The organism is Chryseobacterium flavum (assembly GCF_003385595.1).
Lineage (GTDB): Bacteria > Bacteroidota > Bacteroidia > Flavobacteriales > Weeksellaceae > Chryseobacterium > Chryseobacterium flavum.
Window position 1 is genome coordinate 83,933 of sequence record NZ_QNUE01000009.1, and the last position, 19,728, is coordinate 103,660.

Annotated in this window: 5 protein-coding genes; 3 read left to right on the plus strand and 2 right to left on the minus strand. The window is 39.8% G+C overall.

Going from position 1 to position 19,728, the window contains the following annotated elements:
• Positions 1 to 27: 27 nt before the first annotated feature.
• The 3 genes from DRF59_RS12580 to DRF59_RS12590 all read left to right on the plus strand — a co-directional run bounded on the left by DRF59_RS12580 (position 28) and on the right by DRF59_RS12590 (position 8,186).
• Entirely contained in the window at positions 28 to 7,164 is a 7,137-nt protein-coding gene (locus tag DRF59_RS12580; RefSeq protein ID WP_123873685.1) for a hypothetical protein, read from the plus strand.
• 199 nt (positions 7,165 to 7,363) lie between these two features.
• Positions 7,364 to 7,804: a helix-turn-helix domain-containing protein gene (locus tag DRF59_RS12585; RefSeq protein ID WP_115960477.1), complete on the plus strand. Its 441-nt coding sequence runs from the start codon at positions 7,364 to 7,366 to the stop codon at positions 7,802 to 7,804.
• A gap of 55 nt (positions 7,805 to 7,859) precedes the next feature.
• Positions 7,860 to 8,186 carry a helix-turn-helix domain-containing protein gene (locus DRF59_RS12590; protein WP_115960480.1) on the plus strand — a complete coding sequence of 109 codons (327 nt, stop codon included), beginning with the start codon at positions 7,860 to 7,862 and terminating at the stop codon, positions 8,184 to 8,186.
• Positions 8,187 to 8,884: 698 nt separating this feature from the next.
• Here the strand turns inward: DRF59_RS12590 and DRF59_RS12595 are convergent.
• Positions 8,885 to 9,400, minus strand: a complete 516-nt coding sequence (locus DRF59_RS12595) for a hypothetical protein (RefSeq protein WP_115960483.1) — start codon at positions 9,398 to 9,400, stop codon at positions 8,885 to 8,887.
• A complete protein-coding gene (locus tag DRF59_RS12600) occupies positions 9,366 to 19,727 on the minus strand; it encodes a SpvB/TcaC N-terminal domain-containing protein (protein WP_115960485.1) in 10,362 nt (3,453 codons plus the stop codon). Before DRF59_RS12600 ends, DRF59_RS12595 begins: the two co-directional genes overlap by 35 nt.
• Position 19,728: the final 1 nt, after the last annotated feature.

Here is a 19,728-nt window from a genome sequence, read left to right on the forward strand (position 1 = left end):
CTGGAATTCTATTAAAAATCCTTTAAAATGAAAAAACAAATAACCTTTTTCTTCATATTCCTCATTATGGGCAATATGATGATTCCGGCACAGAACTGCAACATCAATGCAGGAGCCAATGCCGTCATTTGCGGCACTTCGACCAATCTGTCCGGAAGCCCGGGCGGCAGCACCTCAGGAAATCCTTTATGGACCCTGGTATCAAAGCCCTCCGGTGCACCAGACCCGGTGATTGCAACTCCCACAGGGTACAACACCAATGTCACCGGAATGACCTATCCCGGAAATTATGTGTTTCAGATTACACAGAACTGTACTACAGGAACGGCAACCTCAAAGGTAACCATTACGGCACCGGGGGATGTATCTGCCTTCACTGCAGGGCCTGACATTACCAATGTTTCCGCCATTACCGGAACTGCAACGCTGAATGCCGTAGTTCCTCCGGGATATACCCCATCGTGGACTTATTACAATATTTATAACAAAGAATATTATAATCAGACCACTACCACGAATGCAGCCATGTCTGGTACGACAACGGCAACTCCTACCCTTACCCTTACAAAGAAAGCAAATCATGACATCGATCCGGCTTATCGTGCGGTATTAAGGATAACCTCCATCAACAATCCGAACTGTTGGTACGAAGATGACGCCATTGTAAGATTCATTCCCAATCCGCAAATCAGTCTTGCTACCATCCACAACAGATGCTATCCCTCAACAGATACTAACCGGTATATCAGTCTAAATGGGACCTCTCCAATGTTTGCAAGCAATACAACGAATTCATCCGGAAATCCGGCATTTGGAACAACGGTTACCATGAGCGTCATGAGCCAGCCGGCAGGAGGAAATATTTCATTTTATCAAATTAGGAATAGTTCGGTTTATTTCAATGGAGTGAATGTTCCCGGCAGCTACGTATTTACCATGACTGTTACCAATGCAAACGGAACTTATACAACGCCTCAGATAACCTACAACTATAACGGAACCGATCCCAAACCCATAAGCTTTATTGATGCTGCATACCCTGAGCAAATGCAAAATTATTCTTCAAGTGGCAGCGGAGGTGCTGTGTATTGTAATATGGCAGGGAAAACAACACCTATTACCATCTATTTCAAGGTTGATCCCTCAGATGCAGCAACGCTTACCACCACAGCAGGTAATTCAGGTATTGCCCCTCCCGGAGGAAATCCTACTTTGGTCCTAAACGGAGCCGGGACTACAAACAGAAATATAGTGGCCACACCACCGGCCGGAGGCTGGCGGGTGGGAACCTACGTCATTAATATATCTGCCCAAAATGGTACCTGTGGTAATAGTCATAATTATTACATCCATATTCCAGATGGTAACCGTCCTAATGTAGCCGTGCCTAACACTACAATATGCTATACAGGATCAGGCGTTGTGACAGCAACAGTCCCTTTACCAGCTGTATACCAGGGAATAGTGAACAGCAGCTATCTTCAGGGATTCTCCGGCAGGTATGATTTTACTTTGGTTTCCAAACCGGCCGGAGCTGCCAATCCTGTTTATGAATCCAGTAATCTCAGAACATTTACCAATACTTCCACTACAATAAGTAACCTGGATAAGCAGGGAGAATATGTCTTTAAGATAAAGGCTGTTCCTAATGCAGGAGGAGTGGATTCTGGATTTATTGATAAGGAATACACCTGTTCAGGAACTTCTCAGGAGGGTACATTCTCCATATTCGTATCGCCTCAGATCAATGCCAATGCAGGATCCAATCAAACCTTGGAAATAGGAGCATCACAAGCTTCCCTCAACGGGAACAATCCGGGAGCCTCCTCAACAGGAGTATGGAGCCTGGTTTCAAAACCAGCCGGAGCTACGGATCCTGTGATCGTTAATCCATCTCTGTATAATACCAATGTTACAGGACTTACCAGCTCAGGAACGTACACTTTCAGATGGACTGTTACCACCGGTACCTGCAACAGCTTCAGCGACCTGACGGTTAATGTTTCGGCTCCATCTCCGGGAGGAATTACTGCAGCAGTCTGGTATAAAGCGGATGTTATTACATCCTCAGACAATACTCCTTTAAACCAATGGACTGATCAAATGGGAACAGGATACAACCTTTTACAGACTACCTCTACCCTGCAACCAACTTTTTCAAACCAAAACACGCTGGCAAATTTCAACCCAACGGTAACCTTCAGCTCAACGGGACATGCAACCACACAAGGAGGTTTCATGGCTGCCGATCCAGGGACTGGGAAGGAAATCATAGACCGTGCAAAGGGAAGTATCTATATTGCAGGCAAAATGAACACCTTGGGTGCAGCTGGGCTGGCAGGATTTGATCAGAGCATGGATTATCCGGGATTGCACATTTCCAATAATGCCACTACAGACAAAGTATTGTTCTATACGGCAGGAAGTGGCTACACTACCTTATCGCCTAATCTGTTTGCAGACAAGAAGCCTTTTGTAGCGGGATCTTCCTGGCTTAATGCTGCAGGGTCTACCACCTCAAATCCATTAGCTAAAGTTTGGCTGGATGGTAGTGAATCCGTTTACAATAATACGCTGAATAATGTCAATACAGGAAATACAGCCCGTATTTTTAGAATAGGCCGTGACACCAACTGGGGAAGCCATGATGGACAAATGAATGAAATCATTGTATTTGCCAATCCGCTTACAGCATCAGAAAAAAGTCGTGTAGATTCTTATCTGGCCGTGAAATGGGGAACGACCCTTACAGGTGACTATGTCAATTCTGCAAATAATATTGTCTGGAATGCCTCTCCTGTCTACCAAAATAATATTTTAGGTATTGCGAGGGATAATTTTTCGGCTTTATATCAAAAACAGTCACGAAGTGAGAATCCAAATCAAAAATTGGTTATCGGAGCAGGAAATTCCTTAGCGAATACCAACAGCACCAATACCAACAGCTTAGCGGAAGGCCAATTCTTAATTGCAGGAGACAATGGTCTTAAGCAGGATTTAAGAACATCATTAGCCTACACTGCTGGTAGTAACGGAGAGGTAAACTTCCGTTTTGAAGCGGTCTGGAAAGTACAGAATACCGGAAATGTAGGAACAGTAACAGTAGCATGGCCAAAAGGAATAAAAAACCTTTACCTTGTACAGTCCTCTGATTCTGCTTTTGACGGAACCGATACCTTTACCCCAATGACAACGGAGGTAACGGTAAACGGAGTGGTATACAATACAGCTAACGTAACACTAGGAAACGGACAGTACTTTACATTTGCAGGATTTGCTTATGCGCCGGGAGGTGTTGCCGGTTCAGGTTTCTGGGTAAGATCAGATGACGCGGGAAACATTGCTACAGCATGGAAAGATCATTCCGCAAATGCTGACGACATTCCGGCTGAAGGCACATGGACACTTTCGTCTGCCGACAGGGCACACAATTTCCATCCTTACACTACAGGTTACAGTACAACTAAAAATTTCCACAACCCAAATACACAACTAAATCCGAATGGTGGAACTAATCTTACTTCTTATTCTATATTTTCTGCAGTAAGGCCTACTACTTATGGTACAGGTCGTATCACAGGTATAGGCACAAATGATGGTGCTGGTTATGGGTCAAACCCTTCGATTGCAATGTTTGTTAGCGGCGGATTGGGATACCCTAATTTTTATGAATATGAAGCTACAGCAACAACCAAGAATTTTTCAACACCGTTTGCTTTAAATACTTCAAGTGTATTCTCTGCCAGTGCTACCAATGGAATAGCAAATGGTGGTGGTGCAGCTTATGCAGGTGGCGAAGTTAAATTAGGATTAAATGGTTTGTATGAAACCTCAAATGCCAGCAGTACCGCAAACAGATTCCAGTTTGACGGCCCCAATCTAAGAGTAGGTTACAGTACTTACGGGACGGGTGCAGGTGTTTTCTCCGGTGACATCATGGAAGTGATTTGGTACAAACAATTATTGACTCCTAATGAGCAGTCAAGAGTAAACACCTATCTTGCTCTAAAGAATGGAGTTACTTCAGCAGAAAATTATCTTGCTTCAAATAGTGATATTGTATGGGACAGAACGCTTAACAACGGTTACAATAACAACATTTTCGGTATTGCAAGAGACAATATTTCTGCATTACACCAAAAACAGTCAGGAAGTATAAATGACGGCCAGAAGCTTGTGATTTCCACAACCGGATTTGCAGACAGCAATGCTGCCAATGCCACAGGTATAGCTAATGACCTGCAATATCTGATGACAGGAGATAATGGTCTGGAACAAAAGCTTAAAACACCTTTTATTTACACTGGAGCTAATGGTGCGGTTAGTCACCGTTTCGAAGCCATATGGAAAGTTCAGAATACCAATGGGATAGGAAATATCACAGTAGCCTGGCCGGTAGGAATCGACAATCTATATCTGGTACAATCTGCCAATGAAACCTTTGACACCGGAGATACTTTTACCCCTATGAGTAATACCATTACCGTTAACGGCACTGACTATAACACCGCTACCGTTACATTGAGTAATGGAGAGTATTTTACCTTCGCAGGACGTTTACCTAATTATTGTGTTACCGGTGACTGTAATCCAAACACCTTTTTACACACCTCAAACCCCAACACTATAGAGTATGACAATGTGGTAAGTACCTTCCATAGTACTATGATACGTGATGCATCAACCGGAGCTTTGATGGTATGGGGAGAAAACATGGCAAACAATGGTTCAACCAGCGTATTGAGTCCTATTGAGGTCAATAATACTAACTATCCGGCACTTACCGGTGATATCCTCAAGTTTGCCGGCGGAAGTAGCAGCCAATCTAATGTTCAAAGAGTTGTTTTGACCACAGATGGTCTGTTTGCCTGGGGAACACAAGGGTATTTGATTTCGACAGGCCTTACAACCAGTGCAGCCTTCCAAAAAGTAAGCATAGGAACTTACGGAGTAAATGGCGGTGCACCAAAGGTAGACGGTTTACCTGACGGTGTGGCTCCTGGAGATGTCAAAATGCTGTTTGGTTCTTACAAAACATTGGCATTGACCACGTGCTCCGGCGATGTCTGGGTGTTAGCTCAAAATTCATCTCAATATGCTGATGGTGTAGCATGGTCCAGTACGACCGAACAGCTATGGCACCGGGTGCATATTAATGCATCTACTACGCTCGACAATGTAGTTGCCATACGTGGAAATGGTTCTCGGACACTGATGGCATTAACTGCCACAGGCGAGGTATATACCTGGGGGCAAATGACATGGTTAGGAGATGGTACCCCTCAAACAATTAAAACATTTGCTACAAAAATGGCCTTACCAGCGGGTGTGACTCCAAAAATGATAGGATCAACCGGTAGTACTAATCTTACCTATTACATTTTGGGGACCAATGGTAACCTCTATAGCTTGGGGACAAACAGCAGAAGACAACTCGGAAATTTTAGCACAACGGACAGCAACGTCTGGGTACAGGTACAGAAATCGGCAACGGCGGGTGATTACCTGACCAATGTGGCCTATATCAGTCCTAATGAACACGACTATCAAGGTTTTGGTTCCATCAATGTACTAACAGCAGATGGCAGACTATGGGCTTGGGGAACAAATGACACTAATATGATCGGCGGAGCAACTGATCCAATAAACCCAACCGAGATGCCGGGCAGTATTCCTGCTACTGATCCATACGACAATGGAAAATTGAACTGGACAGATAAGGTGATTGCTGTAGAAACCGGCGGGCATACCTCTATGATCGTTAAGGACAATAGCCAAAAATATGGCTATGTAGGACACAGGGTTAATGGAAGTATGGGAGATGGTACAAACACCAATACTGCTGAGAATAATTATAACTTTGCTGATACCCCGGAAATAAATCTTTGTGGAGCAATAGTATTACCTCCAAATCCTTGTACCGGTCCGGATACAGACGGAGACGGTGTTCCTGATATGTGCGATCTGGATAATGACAATGATGGTATTTTGGACCTTGATGAAAATTGCGGAGGCTATTATGCTCAAAATGAAAGCGGAGTATGGAAAGGAGATACCACTTCTAACCTGAATGTTACTGCTCCTAATACTTCTCTGCAGACTGCAAGCAATTTTAATGATAACCTAAATCATTTTTACGTTGACAGTAACGGGGCTACCAAAAGGATATTCAAATCTCATAACAATAACTCTGTAAGTTTAACGTATAGTTTTTCACCGGGAGTTCCAGCCAATGAACTTGCATTTTATATTGAAGACGTAGATGGACTTTCCAACGGCTCTGCATCAGCCAGTTATTCTCTGAAGGTTAATGGCGGAAATGTGAATGGCTGGCTGGTAAAAGATATGACAACCAACTATATGGCGGGCCTTTCTTCTGCTGTAATGAACTATGATCCGGTAACGGGAGCAATTTCTTCAGTAGGTTCTGTAAACGATCAATGGATCCTTCTGAGAGGAGAAGGAAATAATCTGGTTACTTCCATAACGCTGACCAGCAATAATTTTGGAGCGGGTGATGCCGTTGCCTACAGCTTGTTTGCCCATAAATCCTGTGATACGGATGGTGATGGAATCCCTGATTATTCAGACCTGGATTCTGACGGAGACGGTTGTCCGGATGCTTTGGAAGGAACGGGCGGCTTCACAACCGCTAATCTTGTAAATTCTTCTCTACCTGGCGGTAACACAGGACCCAACTACACCGGAACAGCAGGTCCTGTTATCCAAAACCTTGGTAATACTGTAGGTACTAATGGAATTCCAACTATAGCGAATACCGGACAGGCCATTGGAAGTTCACAAAATGCTTCTGTTTCAGCATGTATACTGCCGCTCTGCTATAAGCCGGGTATCACAACCGGAACAGCATTGAACACTAAAGTAGGAATCACTGCATTAGGCAGAGCAGGTACCGATTCCGATAACTGGCCTATGGTAAGAAAAGGAGGCTGGATTGTCCTGGAAGCGAAGACCAAAGGCTTCGTTCCAAACAGAGTTGCATTTGATGCTTCCGGAAATCCGGTTGGTATTCCTGCGGCCAATTTTGTAGAAGGAATGATGGTATATGATATCACAAACAAATGTATGAAGATCTATACCCTGAAAGAAGGGGAAACCTCTATGGCATGGCATTGTATTTCTACACAAACCTGCCCTGATTAAAAAAAACAGTTTTTCATAATTGATAGACACTTAGCTCCGGAAAGTATTGTACGGAACGGAGCTAAGCCTATCATCAAAACCACAACTTCAGAAAATGAAAAAAAAGTGCATTCAGCATTACCTTATAAAACCTTATTAACAAGTACTTATTAATTACGACAATGTCGTTTACCCTACCCTTTTAAAAGAAATATTACTTATGGATTCAAATTTCAAAAATATTCATATTGGAAAGCTCATACATCTGCGGGTTAAAGAGAATAATATAGATATGCCCCGCATCTGTAACTTCATGAAATGTACAGAAAGTGAAATAAATGAAATGTATACCCAGGAAAATCTATCCACTGAGATTTTACTGAGATGGAGCAAACTGCTCGAATATGATTTCTTCAGGATATATACCCAACACCTGATTCTCTATGCTCCGCCCTCCGCTCCTATGCGGGAATACAATACTTCAAAACTTCCTTTTTTCAGAAAGAATATTTATACCCAGGAAATGATAGACTTTATTCTGGAACTGATAGACAGGCAAGCAAAGACCAAACGCCAGGTAGCAGATGAGTACGGAATTCCTTATACCACCATATGCAAATGGATTGCAAAATATAAAATTGCGGAATCAAATCAGGAATAAAAACTAAAAAGTATCACAGCCGGATTCACCTCATCCGGATTTTTAAAATAATAGAATGAAAAAACAGAATCAACCTAACTATAAACGTATCTATTCAGACATTATTGATCAGAAATTCCCTCATAAAAAAGCAGAATGCAAAAAACTATTAGAAAAAAAAATGCTTACTGCGTTGGATATCATAGAACTGAATAACAGAATATTTGGCACCAAAAACCAAAACCTTCAAAAGATGAATCAAAAATTTCGTTCCTACAACGAAACTGATATTCTGCGTATTCTTAATTACCAGAGAAATCATAGAATGAATAATCTTCAGGTAGCTGAACTCTTCGGATTGAGCAAAAATACTTTGACCAAATGGAGAAAGATCTTTCAATAATAAAACGATCATTCATTTCTCTTATTTATAATGACTTCCGCATATTTGAAACAAATTATCTACTTCCTGATAAAAAAAACACATAATTCTAAATATTTTCCATAACAGCAAGAAGGAGTGGATATAATCATTTAAGAGACAGCATTTTGAGAGTTGTCTCTTTTTTTTGCATCCCATAAAAATCTGAACAATTATATAGCCGCCTATTCTATTTGATTATAGAATCAGATTGAGCACTGACGAGGTTTAAATACGAAAAATAAATAACGTTTTGTGATTTGATCAGACATACAGGTCAGAAGGTTTTTAATTTTCACTATCACAGTATTAGTTTTTCAATTAATTATACCAAATTTTGTAAAATAAATTTTAAAATCTTACAGTCAATGAGGATCTGTGCCTGGAAGTAAAGATGCTCTGATAATCTTTCCGAAATTGAAAAGAATAACCAATCGGACATCATTATTTTTCTTTGATAAAAGCTAAAATTTTAAAAGGAGTCAATCCAAAAAGTCTGGTGAACTTATCTTTTTACTTCACTCCTTTGTATTGTTTTAGCTTCTAATTTAAATTCTTGCTCTTTCATAATATAAGTTGATTAACTGTCAACATTTCAATACGGGACAAAAAAGCCACTGCAATTGCAGCGGCTTTTATTTTCTTCCACACGATTGCATCGTGCAGAGGTGAGAGATCTTTTAATATTCGATTTTATAATAATCTGTATTTGTTTTAATAGTATCAGTACTTAGGTTAAGCTCTATTTTTAAATGTTTAATCTTTTTTTTCTCTTTATAGTAATAAACATCATTTTTCAATATCAATTGGCCATTTCTCAAATGTATCAAATAAAATTTATTTGTCAGAGTATCAATATTATCAATTACAAATTCATTAGCATTATAATTAATTTTTCCTGAATTCTTATTATTTATCAATATTGTTTTTTCATTAAAAGAAACAATTTTATCATCAATATCTTTTTCATAAATAATACTTCTACTATCCTGATTGGTAATTTTATACCTTCTTAATTTCCATTTGTTTGATTGTAATACTTGAGATTGATTACTATTAATGGGGCCTCTTAATCCTAATGTTTCCTTTTTTTCAATTTCTTTTATTTCTTGTTTTTTACATCCACAGATGGACAAAAAAATAATACAAAGAAAAAAGATATTAATCAGGTTTACGAATCTTTTGATGATCTTCATTGGTTACTTTTTTTACGGTTCCTATTTTTTGTCTATTTTTATTCATAATCAAATCTTTGGAATTAGGCTTAGGACGGAAAAGCGTAGCATTTGAGGTAGACCCTTGTCCTACCGCCCATGAAGAATTTTCCTTCAAAACTTCTGATAGTGTGCCTTCAAAAACTTCATTAGTCCCCTGTTTTGATTGCCATAATATTCCTTTTTTACTTTGACCTGTAGCCTCTATAATATGGCCATCCCACAATAACATATCACCTACCTTATAACTAGTTCCTTTAGAAGGAGTTCCCATATTTGCATATCCATCTGCTGTCAGAAAATTAGAAATTTCTTTAGTAGATGCGTCTATAAAATACATTCCACCAGTAAGCGCCCAACCATAACAGTTAGAATTATAATTCTGTTGAGTTGCAGAATCAAGAGAATTTACAGCTTGCCAGTTTTGCCCACCATAGTTACCATTTTGATCTGGAGTAATATCATTAAGAAGAGCATATTGAGGATAAATTACTTTTAGTTGAGCCTTCATATTATTTGAACTCATATAACCTACTTGTCCCCTAAAGTTTATTGTCCCATCACCATTGTCATAATCAATTTTCTTATTTGTCCAGTTAACTTGCACCATTAAATTTTTCCATCTTGGTGGAAATGGCTCTCTTCCATCTGGGTCAATGAGATTTACCGGATTATTAAATGTATAAACATAAGGTGACCAATTCGGCATCTTCTCTGCCAACGGATCCACTCCATACCAAATACTCAATCTCGGGTTATAATACCTTGCTCCATAATAATACAGTCCCGTATCCTCATCCAGTTCTTTACCATTAAACTTATACGGATTATTGTATGATCCATCCATCTGCTCCAGCATGGTCTCTCCGAATGGTAAATTTAAGAAAAATTGTGTTGCATCTCCATGAGAGTTGGTAACAAAGGTTGCGGTTCCCAAATGGTCTCCATGCAGGTAATATAAGCCCGGGCTCTGATACATTTCTCTAAGCTCAACCGATACATTTCCTCCTAAATCTGTTTTCTCAAGATACTTTTTAAAATCCGCTTCTGCATCCGCTTTCTTTTCAGATGGCTCTGCAGCTGTCCTGCTGGTATATAGTACAGACGGGTCTTCAAATCTTGTGATACCATCTATTAACCTGCTTGCAAATCTTTTTGAGCCGTCAAAGTAATGCTTCGTATATTGCCCTGAAGAGCTTACAGTGATGTATGGGTTTGGATACAGCTTAAAGTCAATCAGCCTGACATCATCAAGACCTACCGGAGCTCCGTTCTGATACAGCAGTGCAGGAACTTCCAATCCATATTTAATGGCTCTTTCCCCGGTATCATCATAGGTATAATACTGGTACGTTCCTGTATTATCATTGTAGATTGCTCTCATACGATCCTGCTCATCCCAGAACATTTTTCTTGTTCCGTGCTGATCAGTATGCGCTACTGTATTTCCATTATAATCATATTCAAATACTTCATTATTTCCGGTTAAACTGTCATCTACATTCTTGAGTTTATGAGTTCCGTCTATATAATTATAATGGTTTTCATACGTATTTTCCGGTACAACCGCCTGGTCCCTTTCGTGATGCTGTCTTTTACTAATGATACCTCCTGCATTGTTATAGTGCATTTCAAGCTCATTCGTAGATGGTGAAAGATTAGAGGATGGGATAGGCTGCCCTTCCTTATCCGGAATAAGCTTTCCTGTTCTTGTTCCTGATAATCTGTTCAGGGTATCATAGCCGAAGTCAAAATCAAAAGCACCTCCCATACCATTCCCCAGAGGGTAAGCAACGTTTGTAATTTTTATGATATTTGAAAACTCATCATATTTGTATGAATTCTGAAGCATTGAAGTGGATGGGGTCATTAAATTGTAATAATCCAACCTTCTGTTATGCGGATTATATCCGTATGACTGGGAAATTCCGTTACCATAAACAATACTTAAACGCTGATCATGATAATCATATTTTGCATTGTTTATATAGATTTCTCCGCTGTTATTATCCACTGATTTAAGCATTCCTCCCTTATCATAGTGATAGAATACAATTTCATCATCAGGATATTTAATTTTCGTGATACGGTTCCAGCTATCATAGTTAAATGAAGTTTTAAAATACATTTCCGGAATATGGTATCCCCGTATTACCCTTACTTCCGACAGAACTTCTCCCATTCTTCCATAGGTATATTTTGTACTTCCGGAACCTTCATCTTTTACACGAAGCTTCCCGGCATTATTCCCCGGTGTAGAAGGATAATACTCATAGGTCACATTGTTTGGATTTGGATTCCCGGATGGTAAATCAGGTAAAACGATTCCTACAAGTCTGTTATAATCATAGTTATATTTAATAACATGGGTATTGATGGTAGGATCATTAACCAGATTTTCTGTTTCCAGTGTTACCAGATTTCCGGAAGGATCGTATTCATAAACCGTTCTGCCTTTATCCGGATGTATCTGCTCTACCCGTCTTCCGGCCAGGTCGTAAGAATACTGGGTTTTAATTCCTTCAGGGTCTTTTACCTCAACTAACTCTCCCACTGTATTGTATGTAAAGAATGTTGAAAGCGGGGTCATATCCAGATAGTCATTTTTCTGCACTACTTTTCCTTCTGCATTGGCATAGGTTTCTGATTTTTGACTGGAAATCTCCTGGGTTGTTTTGAATAAGCCCTGATCAATACTGTATGATGTTTTTGTCGTTACCCCATCTTCATCTGTAAAGGCCACCACTCTATCCCGGCTATCATACTCATTGGTGGTAGAAGCACCACTACTTGCGGAATTCAAAGCCTGATTCGTTACCGCTTCCATTACAGGATGAAACTGTCTCACTGCTCTTCCCAGGCCATCATATACCGTTCTTCCTGATACCGCTCTTGATTCATTTCCGGACCATTCAAAATCTTTCTTCGTTTGTACAATTCTTCCCAGGAAGTCTGAATAGGTGTCTGTCATGATGGTATTTCCTGAGCTGGCATATTCAGGGTCGTAGTTGGAAGTTGAAGCCCTGTACAATTGTACGGCAGAATCACTGTTGGCAATATCTGCATGGTCAAACCAGTATTTGTATTTCACTGTCGGAACTGTAGCGCCGCTTGCAATTTCATTAGGCCCCATGATCGTTCTCGTTCTTCCAAAGCCATCATACGTAAATACCATAGCATTCCCTCCTGTATCTACTTTTCTGGTTACAACATCGAAAAGAGGATTGTATGTTGCAGAGGATTTAATATTGAAAATATCTTTTACTTCCAACACATATTTACCTGTTACAGCATCATCATAAGTATAGTCAATGGAGTATCTCTGTACTGCACTGGTATTGTTATTTGGCGGATAAGTAATCTTTATAATGTTTCCTGCGGTATTGTACAGAAGATCCGTTGTGATATTATTATTTCCGTCAAATATATTATATCTTCCTACATCTCCGTTGCTCAAATTAATATTCTCCGCGCTTCTTTTTCTCAACAACTGTGAGTTGGTAGTTCCTTCATATACTTCAACAAGAGCAGGCACCCCGATTATATTATTATCAATCGCCTGGTAGGTGATTCTGGTATTATAAGATATGGAAGGACTTGTATACTGATACTTCTCCATAAGACCTTTTGTGGTATATGTAAATTTCTCCTGTGTAACAATACTTCCTCCTGATTCATACGCTGTTTTTATTTTTTCATCCAGCAGTGCAATGCCCATCTTTCTGCCTTCTCTTCCCCCGCTGTCGTAGTCAAAAGGTAAATCAGAATTCAGATTGATCAGTGTCGTACCATACATAAATTTTCTCAATTTATAATTATACTTCACATCAGATAAATAATTCCCGTTACCGCTTTGTACTGTGCTTTGTTTAATCAGGCCATTCAGCAGATAGGTATTGTTAAAGTATAAATCGGTAGAAATCCTTTCTGTTGAACCATTATTGATTTCCTTTTTAATCACCGTCTCAAAACCGAAATCTTCCCTTTCCCTTCTATCGTATTTTCTGTTGCGGAACTCATATCTGGTTTCCATTTTAGTTCCATTCTCCGTGGTATACCCTGAAGAAAATACATCCGGATTTAATACGCTGATGTCTTTTACAATTAATTTTGCATACGGATTATCATAATTTGCTCTGGAGATCTGGTAATCCATCACATATGTTCCTTTTGAGAAGCTATTGGTAATGGATTTCAGTTTATTTGTTCTTCCTATTTTTGAATAATTTACGATAAACCCACTGTTTGTATCCTGAACCAAATCTGTAAATCCGTCACCATTCATATCCCTGAATGTTTTTCTTGTTTCGGTAACGTTCATTCCCAGGTTAACATTGGCACCACCCCCTGCTTTAACCCAAAGGATCAGGATGACAACAGGTGGAATAAGGGTAATAGGCCCTATGTTGAACATATAGCTTCCTCCGAAAGAGAATGATCCGTTGTATGATTTTGTTTCGTCAGAGAAATCAATATTTCCGCTGCTTTTTACCAAAGGAACTCCTGTATCAAATTTATTTCCAAGATTGTATCTCACTGTTGTAGCACCATTGGCAGCAACTTCAAGGATATCGATCAGTCCGTCTCCATTAATGTCTTCATATACTACATCCGCACTTCCCGTTGAAGCGGAAGCACTTACCCCTGCACTGATCCCAAACCCGAAGCTGGATAAAGCACCCAGATTGGCTGAAGATCCAAGTCCTCCCCCTAAAGAAATACTTGCTGCTCCTTTTGGGTGGGAGCGATATGTAAGTATATTTGGGTAGGCTGAAGCTGAACCTATACTTTTACCCAGATTTAAAGCGACTCTCATATACTGGGTGTGCCCTCCTGTCACCCTGTCAGGAAGTCCGTCTCCATTAATATCCATCCAAAATGCGCCCCCTGCGTCAAACGAATCGTAATACTGATTAAGGCTGGCACCTACTGATGCGCTTCCGGACCATGGAATTCCGGTATCAGGCTGAGTCTTGGTCCCATTATTTCCATGTGCTCCGATTCTTCCCGTTACAGAGAATGTATTGTAAGAGAATCCGGCAGAATTATTTTTTTGGTAGCTTAAAGACTGGGTAGGCTCTCCATAAGAATTGGCCTTGATATCTTCCAGACTTCCCGTAGAGTTGGTAAATTGCATTGACCGTGGATATACTATATCAGGATATCCGTCTCCATTCATATCTGAAAACGTCTGATTTTCAACACTATAATTAAGATCAGTAATAGAGTTACCCCCACTTACAGGCCCCAGGCTTCCTCCCTGAGTTTTATTTCTTGACCTGCTCCTTTGATCTTTATCGATCGCCTTCATGGTAGTATCTACGGAAAGCTGGCCTGAAACATACGTTGTAGGAGATGTCGTTGGTACAGAAGGAACCGGATCTGTAAAGTAGTTTGCATTATCATACGTACTAAAACTAAATGGTGATGAATACTGGCTGGGTGCTGAACCTGCCCAGACCCCTGTATTTGATTTACCTATCCTTACATACGCCGGTTTCATAGACGTTACAGCTGACGAAATGGCATTATTACCCACGTTAGGATTTGGGGTTTCATTTAAAATACAATTAGCCAATGCCTCCTGATTATTGACAATATTCGGATTCTGGCATGCCGGATACGTATTCTGATTTGCAGTTGGTGTACCAAAAGCTCCAAAGTTAATAGGCCATCCGTACAGATAGTTTGAAAGGGATCCTGCTTTGTACACAAATTGTCCCCAGTTATTAAAAAAGAATGATTTAGAATTATACATTGCTGTATTAACAGCCGTTGCTGTGGTTGTACCATAAAAGTTTGTATTATCATAGTATACATTGAACGGCTTTCCTGAAAAATATTCCGAATATTTGTTAAATAGTGCATAATCTCCTGCAGTCTTACAGTATACTTCTACCGTTACCAAATGGTCCGTATTGGTAGCAAGAAAAGGAACTACTCCCGAATAGAAAACAACCGGAGCAACTCCGTTTACGGGTTGGCCAGCTATCATATCTTCTTCTATAAGAGTATTGTTTGTATGGGAAACAATAACTCTTCTTTTAGCCAGAACCTGATTTTTTTTCTTGATGATATAATAGAACGATCCTGTTGCCAGGCTGGAAAAATTGATATTTTTATTAATCTGCACTCCAAAATTATGAGTCCCCGATAATAATATATTATTGGATACATTATTAATATCCAATTGGGGAGCCAGTTGAGTCACTACAAACGATGGATATTCTGCAACACCCTGCCAGTTGACAACCGCATTACCAGTACCATAGTTTACTGAAGCGTTATAATTTACGGTAATCTGGCCATTCCAGTTAACATCTTTAAAATTGGTAAAAGAATCAGATTCTACAATAAATCTCAGATAAACCGGCTCTCCGGCATTTACCGTAAGGTTTAACGTGTGTGGCTGTGTGGTCAGATTTAACTGATTATAAATCTCCGGGGTAATTAAGTCCGTTATAGCTCCTGAATTTACTTTTTCAGTTACCACTCTGAATTTTATATCATCTGATAAATAAGGAAATGTAATAGATGGAATATTAATAGCAACAGTTCCCGGAGCATCCAGAAGAATGGGTGCAGAAGCATTATTAAGAAGAAAATTAAAGCCGTAAGGGCCGTTGCTTAACTGAAACTGATCCTGAGACAATTCAATGGTATTGGGTATATCATTGCCATGCTGGTCCACATAAGTAATGGTGGGATTTGAATTAACAACAACATCCTTAGAAATATTTTTATGCACTCTCACATAAATTTTTTCACCGCTTTTTACGAACAACCTGTCTGGATTATTAATTCCGTTCGGAACCCCATAATTAGAATCTACATCCACTAACTGCATTTCAGAATAGTGATCGTTGTACTTGTTTATGACAACATTTACATCCCCGGTGGGTGCCAGAATTTTCTGTAAAAATATTCTGGTATTAGTAAATGTATCCGTTGTCCCGCTCATCGGAGTAGGATTTTTGATCTCAACACTATAATACATTGAACCCGATCTGTCAAATGCGCTTGTTGCCAGTGAAACGGTATCCTCGAATCTTACATATCCGTCTCTAGGGGCTACCCACACTTTTACAACATCATTAATATTGATCGGGTTTTCTACCGGCTCATCCGGGCAAGGGTATGAGAATTCTCCCGGATCCCCGCACTCTCTTACCGGAGCCTGGATCGCTTTGGCTTTCACAACCATATTTTCCGTGTATTCGGAATGCTGGGTCATTTCAGATTTTCCGGAACTGAACCTGTTAAACCATACCTGGCCGTTGTTGACAATATCCATAAGACCATCGGAATTAGCATCAATCAGATACGTTTTTGTAGTACCCTGAGTCGAAGAACTTATCTCAGATTTACTGTAAATCATTGCTCCCATATCCCATCCGCTATTGCTGGTACTGGTTTCTGTGTAAGAAAAATCTCCTCCAGGATAATTTCCAATGCGTTCAGATTTATTGAAGCTCAGATTTCCTGCATCATCCAGCTTTCCGGTTCTCAGAAACAATCCTTCATCAGGAACCCTGTAGATCATATCCTGTATCCCGTCACCATTGAAATCTACAAGCTGCTGGGCATTCCTTGCTTTTGCGCTTGAATTTCCAAAAGGGAAACCAAACATCAAATGCCCGTACGCATCACTGGATGGGGTAAAGAAATTTAACCCTGCGGCAAGTCTTATATTAAATCCGGTCTCAGAGCTGATGTTTCCGTTAATTTTAGACGGCTTCACCAAAGACCTTACAAAACCGGAGTAAGCCTCTTTGTCATTCTCAAGGGCGATTCCTGTATCAGGGCCGAATATCCGTACATTCCCCTGCCCGTCTTTCACATCATTATAATATTCGAAAGTATAGCTGTCTGAAATTTCATTACAGGTAGGTTCTATACCGCCAGGTCCTCCGCCTCCGCCTCCGGATCCGTCATCCATATCCCTTTCCCTGCTTGTGGAACCCTGGCTTTCCATATTTCCACTTTCAGGCTCTTTATTTTCACCAGCTGATCTGGCCAGGGGAAGCGTTGTAGAACATGGATTATTCGGAACGATATAAATTCTCTTTAAAAGCGTTTTAAAAAACTCTCCTTCTACATAATCCAGTTTATAGGTTCTCACAAGCTCGGTTTTGTATTTAACCTCAACACTTTTTAACAAATAAGGTTCGGACCGTATCAGCCCTTGTTTTGCATTGGTAGTAATATCCTGTCTGGTAATGCTTGTTTCTTTGTTGAAGTTAACCGTATAATCCTTATTTTTTCCGTAAGCGATTTTTTTAATCTGGTAAAATGTACCTCCGCCTCCGGGTTCATTATAATAAGTGAACTCCATTGTATTACCATGAGCATCTTCTACCAGCCGGAGTCCCCAGTGGGCAATCCCTCCGGAACCGTAAAGAACAGAGTCTGATGATCCCCCGTAATATCTTTTGGTACCATCCGTAGACGTCACTTTCCAGGTATAATTATTAGGACTGGTCCCGATTCTTTCAATCAGTGTAAAATCATGATTTTTTCTCAAATAGAACTGTTTTACAGTATTATTAGTATAGGACGTCCTTAACTGCTTTTCTGTAGTAATAGCTGCATTATTTTCACTTACATCATTGTGCCTGTGGGGAAGATATTCATTAGGATATACCAGCATTTCGCCATCAAAAGAATACAGTTCGGTTTCTTTTGCCCCATCAAATAACGGAGTCCCCCATTTGGTATCAACCGTAATGGAAGACAAACCGCTGATGTTCCAGCCGTCCCCCATCCAGCCGTTTCCTCCTGCACTGGAATAGTCAATAGATACCGATGGCTGTAATCCCCCGATACCTGCCGGAACACGGATCGGATAACTGGCACTGGCATCGCCTTTTTGTGTTGCTGCCGGCACTGCCATCAATTGTAAACCTGCAGTAGGATCAGCGGCTTTTAATCCACTTATGCTTGTAGGGGCAAATGCATCCAGTTTTGAAGATTCCGGAACTGAAATAACCCCGTTAATATAATCAGTATCTCCCTTTGTTTCTACCGTAATGACTTTTTTCTCTGTGTCTACCTTACCTGTAGGATCTACTCTCCATTTTTTTAAGGTATAATCAAAATAAAAAGCCTTTATCTCCTTTGCAGATCTTGCTCCCAATTTCTTTTCATCATAAGGAAAAGAGAATCTCATTTTTTTGGTAAATTCTCCTGTACGGTTTTCCAAACGGTATGCTCCGGAGTTTGGCGTCATGTTTTTTATCTCCCCGGAAATGGCAGGAAAATCTTTTTTTCTCAATTTTAACACCTGAACCTTAGCAGTATTCTCTACAGAATTCTTTTCAATATAAAGTGTTGATTTTTCATAAGACCCGGTATGTTCCGTATCTTTTGAAACCGTAATGATAGCAGGAACATATTTTTCTTCACTCAATGTTTTGAATGAAGTTCTGCTCTCAGGGATTTTATATTCTCTTACTCCGCCCGGGGTAGTAATAGTCACAGATCCTTTTGCTTTATCTGCTTCTGACAGTTCAATTAAAGATTCGTATTCTCCTTTTACAGAGGATACGGATTTGTCATTAATATGTACAGGCCCGTTTTCAATCCCTTTTATATAAAGGCTATTGCCCGATAATAAAGATGAAATATGATCTGTTGATTTTAAATTATTTTCAAAAATAATTTTTACATTTTTCACCTTATATTTTACTCCATTCAGAGAAGACGTAAATAAGATTGTATTCTTTCCTTTTTCTAAAGAATTTAATGGGATCTCTTCTTTCTGACTGCTCCATTTGCTGCCTGCAACAATGATATTTCCTCCGAAAGCAATATTCTTATTGATCGATCTTGAAACAGAATGATAAGATTCCAATCCGAAAAGATCGTATACCAGATACGCCTTTATCCCCTGTTTTGCAACTTCAGGAATAGTGATGGTAAAGAAATTATCACCTGCGTTATCGGATTCATCATCAGAAAATTCCCCGATGATCCCCTGCTTTTCTTCAGAATTAAAAATATGGTCTGCTTCCTTATTTTCTGAAAATAAAACGTTGGATAAAGATTCCGGCCGGAGAACTTCACTGTTTTTTCTTTTTACAATATCAGGATTCTTATGTTCAGTATCGGCATGTACCGGGCTTTCTGATGAATTTATATTGTCTTTAGCCGGATGATAGACATATTTATCCATCATACGGAGTTTGAATGACCGCACTTTCTGCCGGTCTTCTTTCGTAAAGCTTGCAAATATGAACATACTTGCAAAAAAGCATACGAAGAGCACTGATCTTTTTGTAAAAGACTCTCTGTTAATATGTATTTTCATG